This window comes from Cupriavidus sp. UYPR2.512 (assembly GCF_000379565.1).
Classification (GTDB): domain Bacteria; phylum Pseudomonadota; class Gammaproteobacteria; order Burkholderiales; family Burkholderiaceae; genus Cupriavidus.
Genome location: NZ_KB902945.1, coordinates 1 through 4,730, shown reverse-complemented (window position 1 = coordinate 4,730; position 4,730 = coordinate 1). Strand labels below are relative to the sequence as shown.

The following is a 4,730-nucleotide window of genomic DNA, read 5'->3' as shown; positions in this document are numbered from 1 at the left end:
GGCGGCCGGATGCTCTGGATGACGGGCAAGATCGTGAAAGACCTTGGTGTGCAGATATTGGGCAAGTGCAGCGAACAAATCGGACAGGGGCATGAGAGCCAAGCGAAGATCGANAAGCGATCCTCTATTGGCCGCCGCCCTGCTTGCGCTAAACATCCAGCGCAAGCAGGGCGGCGGCCCCTCGAACCTCGTCACCTGTCAAGCGTTCTCGGCGCCAATTGCGATTTTATTTGGCGGCTTATCTTGGGTGGATTGGGAAGCCAGTCCGGTATTCCACGCTACGCCAGCCGCGCATCGCTGGTCTGCGCTGGAAAGCGGCTGGCGATTCTGTGATGCAAACTCGGTCGTACAGGTGTCATCTTTCACCGGCATGCTCGACTCGAGGTTCCTGTCGACCAGCTGAAATCGGTACACCTCACCTTTTCCCGTTCGTTCCGTTGACACCGGCTGTATCCCCGCGCCAGTAGATTGGCGTGGTTTCCACTGCCCTGCTTGCCACATGGAGGTGCTATGCCTTGCATCGCAAGAACATACGTGTCGCCGACTCTTGTCTTGCTGGCCTTTGACTGGCCGGATGGAGCCGATCTTGAGGATTTTCTTGGCTTTGCCATTGAGCGCAAGCCAGGCTTTGAAGGGAAGGAGAGGAGTTGGCTACCCAATCGCTTGGGCTTTAACGGACCCATTTCCGGTGCTGCAGCCGGCAGCAATCTGGCGCCGATACAGAAATTCTACTGGTGGGATGCTCGGATTAACACTGCGGACCGTGGTCGCTCTTTCACGTATCGTATCGTGCCGGTGACAGGGCAACCCAATAATCCGACGCCCCAAGACGCGCAAGCTGCTACCGTCCAGGTGGCGATACCGGAGGTGAAGGAACACGGTATCACTACGCACTTCAATCGTGCTGTCGTCAGCTCGCAGGCTTTTGCAAAAGAGTTTCCAGACATTTCCACCAAAGTACTCCAGACGACCGCTCGCGCCTGGTTGGCAAACGGTATGGAACACGCAGTGCCGGATTTTTTGGATGGTGCTGTGAACGCGAGCATTGAAGGCGCGATTTACCACCTGACCGACCGCATCTGGATCGTCTCGGCCATGCGTCAATACGGGGGAGCCCTCTCGCTAACGTATAACCAGACAACGACGGACCACACATCTGACGATGCCATCCAGGATCTGACGGAGGCAGGAAGGCCTGCGGATGCCTTCACGGCCCGCACGCAGGCCAATATCATGCACAACAAGTTTCTTGTGCGAGTTGGGCCCAGCGGCCAGGCGGAAGCGGTTCTGGCGGGATCGGCAAATTTCACAAGTGAAGGGCTGTCTGCACAAGCGAATGTCCTGCATGCATTCGAATCCCCCGAGCTGGCCAGTTTGTACCTGGCACGTAAGCGTCTACTCGATGGAGACCCCAGCCTGCACGACACGCAGCAGGCCCAAACTGGCTGGTCTGGCCCCTTGCACGTTGGCGATGCCGTTATTCGGGCCTTCTTCCCGCCCGAGCCAAAAAACAAGCGTGAGTCGCTCGATGCAATAATCGCCGCTATCGAGCAGGCAGAGCACTCGGTCGTGCTATGCGCGTATGATCCGACCGACATGCCGCTATTACACGCGGTCGAGGCAGCTGCTACACGCGGCCTGATGGTTTGGGGACTGGTCAATCGAGTGCCGGCCGAGGAACCCACGGGCGACGCGGAGCGAGGCGATGTGGCGGCCAAACTTGAGCTTTGGCGATGGTCGAACACGGAGAGGAGTGTGGTTGGGTTCGACGCATTCAGGGCCAGCGATACGCCGACCGATTTTTTGCCAGAACTCGTGCTATGGCCGGATGAGAACCCGAAGATTATGGTGCGAGTCCACCACAAATTCGTGGTCGTCGATGCAGAAGGCAAGAGCCCGGTGATCTTCACCGGCTCAGCAAATTTCAGCGGCAACTCACTACATAACAACGACGAGAACTTGCTGGAAATCACCGCCTGCCCGAGACTCGCCGGTGCCTATTTCGCCGAGTTCATGCGTTTGTATGAACACTATCGGGCGCGCTTCTCTTTCGAGCGCAGGCAACATGGAGAAAGCAGTGCCTTCACGCTGACGTCCGACAATAGTTGGAACAGGAAGTACTTTGTGGATGGCTCAGCGTTTGAGCGCGCAAGGATCGCCATGGCGGCGCAGGTCAACAGCTGACCCTTGAGCGGGAATTGGATGGCCATCTCTCTCGGGGAAGATGGCCCCATGAAATACGCCAATGAATAGGCAGCTGGCTCTGCCCGATTCAAGAGCGGTCCTTGATGGCGAATCAATTTACGAGGGAACCTACCCATGATGCGGTCGACCGGGCTCATCTCTATCGTGCTTGCGCTGTGTGCAACAGGTTGCCAGCAGCGGCCTGTTCACGGAACCGCGGACTTGCAATCCAGTGCTGCCACGATTCATGCTGCAGCGACAGGCGAGGAATGTCCAACTGTTGATGGCGTCAAGGCTGCCTATGTTGGAACATACCGAGGGGTCGAGAACGTCCTTTCGGCAACGGATTTGATGCGTGATGTCCGCTGTGCCGAGCGATTCAAGTCCTCAAAGTTTCCCAAGGGATTTGTCACGTTCTTCGGCAGTTCAAGGATTACTCAGGATAACGTCGTCTGCAACCACGCCAACAAAAAGTGCGACCAACGAATGAAGCGTCGGCACGATGCGCTCTATCGTGATGTCAGGGCGTTCTCATCAAGCTGGACCAAACAGTACGGAACGCATTTCCCGATTCTGGCTGGGGCGGGTGGTGGACTAATGGAAGCTGCAAACCGCGGCGCATTTGAAGCGGGTGGTGTGAGCGTTGGGTATACAACCTACTACGACAAACTGACGTCGACGGCTCCCATAGACCATCCTTACGCCGGAGATCCCAGGACGGCGCTGAACTCTTACGTTACAACCGGGCTGATCTTTACAAGCATTGCTGAGCGCGAAGCCGCCATGATCCGCCATTCCGCCGCGATCGTCTTCGCTCCGGGCGGAACCGGTACCGAATGGGAAATATTCCAGGTTCTCGAGATGAGAAAGAGCAGGCAACTCCTCCAGATCCCGATCTATCTGTTTGGGGAGCGATCTGCCTGGCGCAGCCTAGAACGTCGACTCGACTATCTGGTTTCGGAGCGGGTCGTGGCGCGCGAACAGCTGGACTTCATCCATTATGCATCCAGCCCTGAGGAGTTGGTTTCGTCACTGGCAGGCGATCTCGGACTCCGCAAAGAATAGACGATCTGGCAAACGAGGCATTTGGTCGATAACTTTCGCGATGGGAGGCTTCCATGCATAACTACCGTTGCCTGCAGGTTGGCGTACTGGCGTTTGGACTGACTATCACGGCTGCACAGGTCCACGCGTGGTCCGCGGACGGGCACGAGACGGTCGGGAAGCTCGGCGCGGCGCTCATCGCGGGAACTAACGCGGAGGCCAAGGTCCAGGACATCCTCGGTATGAGCCTGGAGCAGGCCGCAGTCTGGGCCGATTGCGCGAAGGGCGTTAACTACAACAAACAGATTGGCACCTTCGCCTATCAGCGAGCGGGACAATACCCGGAGTGCCAGCCGTTCGAAACAGAGCAGGGCAAACGCGAAATGGTCGCTTTCGTCAGGCGAAACTGGGTCGATTGCCATCCCGGCCAGGGAGAGGAGGTGTGTCACAAGCAATACCACTATACCGACGTCACCCTGCAGCGAGATCAGTACACGCAAGGCTTGACTGGCACCAGCGATCATGATGTCGTCGCTGCCATCAGGGCAGCGATTCTGGTGCTTCAGGGATCGACATCGCCGGCACCGATGCAGTTTGCTAACAAACGGGAAGCCTTGCTTGTGCTGACACACTATGTCGGAGATATTCATCAGCCGCTCCACGTGGCTTCCGTCTATCTCGATGCACAAGGACAGGTTGTCGATCCCGATCGGGTCGGCTTCAATCCAACAACACGAACGATTGGCGGCAACTCAATTCAAGATGGCAGAAAAAACCTGCATCATGAATGGGACACCGTGCCAGCCGCATTGAAGTCCGGAGCGCTTGGCATCTCGGGCGTCGACGAGGCACGGGCGATCCCAGCGTCCGCGGGCGACCTCATATCGTGGCCAGCACAGTGGGCAACGGATACATTGATCAGTGCCGGACCTGCCTTTGCTGGCGCCACCTACAGTGCAGAGGACGGCCAGAAGCACTGGGACATCGCCCCGCCAGCTGGCTACACGGCAACGCGGGAAACCGTGCAGCGCGCGCAACTGCTGAAGGCTGGTGCTCGGCTGGCGCAGCTTCTGAATGCGATCTGGCCCTGAACGCAAGTGGGACGGCTCGACACGGGAGGCATGCGTCCAGGCACGTCCTCTTCGCATCTTGTTTAAGAAATGGCCGCGAGTCGCACTTTATGCTGTGAAGAGCCTAATTGTGAATTCGGGGCGGCGTTGTTGCATAAATCGAGATTGAAAACAGGGGGCTCCTCGGTGACGCTGAACTCAGGCGATACGGACGGATTGCGGGCGAGCGAGCGCGACCATGCGGTTGAGCACGCCCGCACGGATAGCCACTTCGGTGGCCTGCGACCCGATTTCGCGTGCCCACAGACTGTGTCCCGTCAGCGTCTTGAGGCGGTACATCAGGGTCTCGGCCAGCGAGCGCCGGTGATAGCCGCTGGCGGCTTTCCAATCGCGTCGACTGCTCTTCTCGATGACATCGATGGCCTCGTTACG

3 protein-coding genes and 1 pseudogene are annotated in these 4,730 nt (G+C 57.9%); 3 read left to right on the top strand and 1 reads right to left on the bottom strand.

Translation table 11 applies throughout. From position 1 onward, the window contains the following. Window positions 1–552 precede the first annotated feature (552 nt). The 3 genes from A3A5_RS0112860 (at window position 553) to A3A5_RS0112850 (ending at window position 4,319) form a co-directional block, all read left to right on the top strand. The gene (locus tag A3A5_RS0112860) at window positions 553–2,184 is read left to right on the top strand and encodes a phospholipase D-like domain-containing protein (RefSeq protein WP_232431334.1); all 1,632 of its coding nucleotides are present in this window, start codon (window positions 553–555) and stop codon (window positions 2,182–2,184) included. 135 nt (window positions 2,185–2,319) lie between these two features. After that, on the top strand, window positions 2,320–3,249 hold the full coding sequence (locus A3A5_RS0112855; RefSeq protein WP_081623891.1) for an LOG family protein: 930 nt from the start codon (window positions 2,320–2,322) through the stop codon (window positions 3,247–3,249). Window positions 3,250–3,302: 53 nt separating this feature from the next. Next, complete coding sequence (locus A3A5_RS0112850; protein WP_018310977.1) at window positions 3,303–4,319, top strand: S1/P1 nuclease; 1,017 nt, start codon at window positions 3,303–3,305, stop codon at window positions 4,317–4,319. Between the two features lie 177 nt (window positions 4,320–4,496). On the opposite strand, the pseudogene A3A5_RS38435 reads toward A3A5_RS0112850, so the two are convergent. Then, window positions 4,497–4,730, bottom strand: a pseudogene (locus A3A5_RS38435) (IS5/IS1182 family transposase); the annotation flags it as partial.

Excerpts from the sequence above, each read along its gene's own strand:
- A3A5_RS0112855 (WP_081623891.1), top strand. The coding sequence starts at position 2,320 with ATGATGCGGTCGACCGGGCTCATCTCTATCGTGCTTGCGCTGTGTGCA.
- A3A5_RS0112850 (WP_018310977.1), top strand. The coding sequence starts at position 3,303 with ATGCATAACTACCGTTGCCTGCAGGTTGGCGTACTGGCGTTTGGACTG.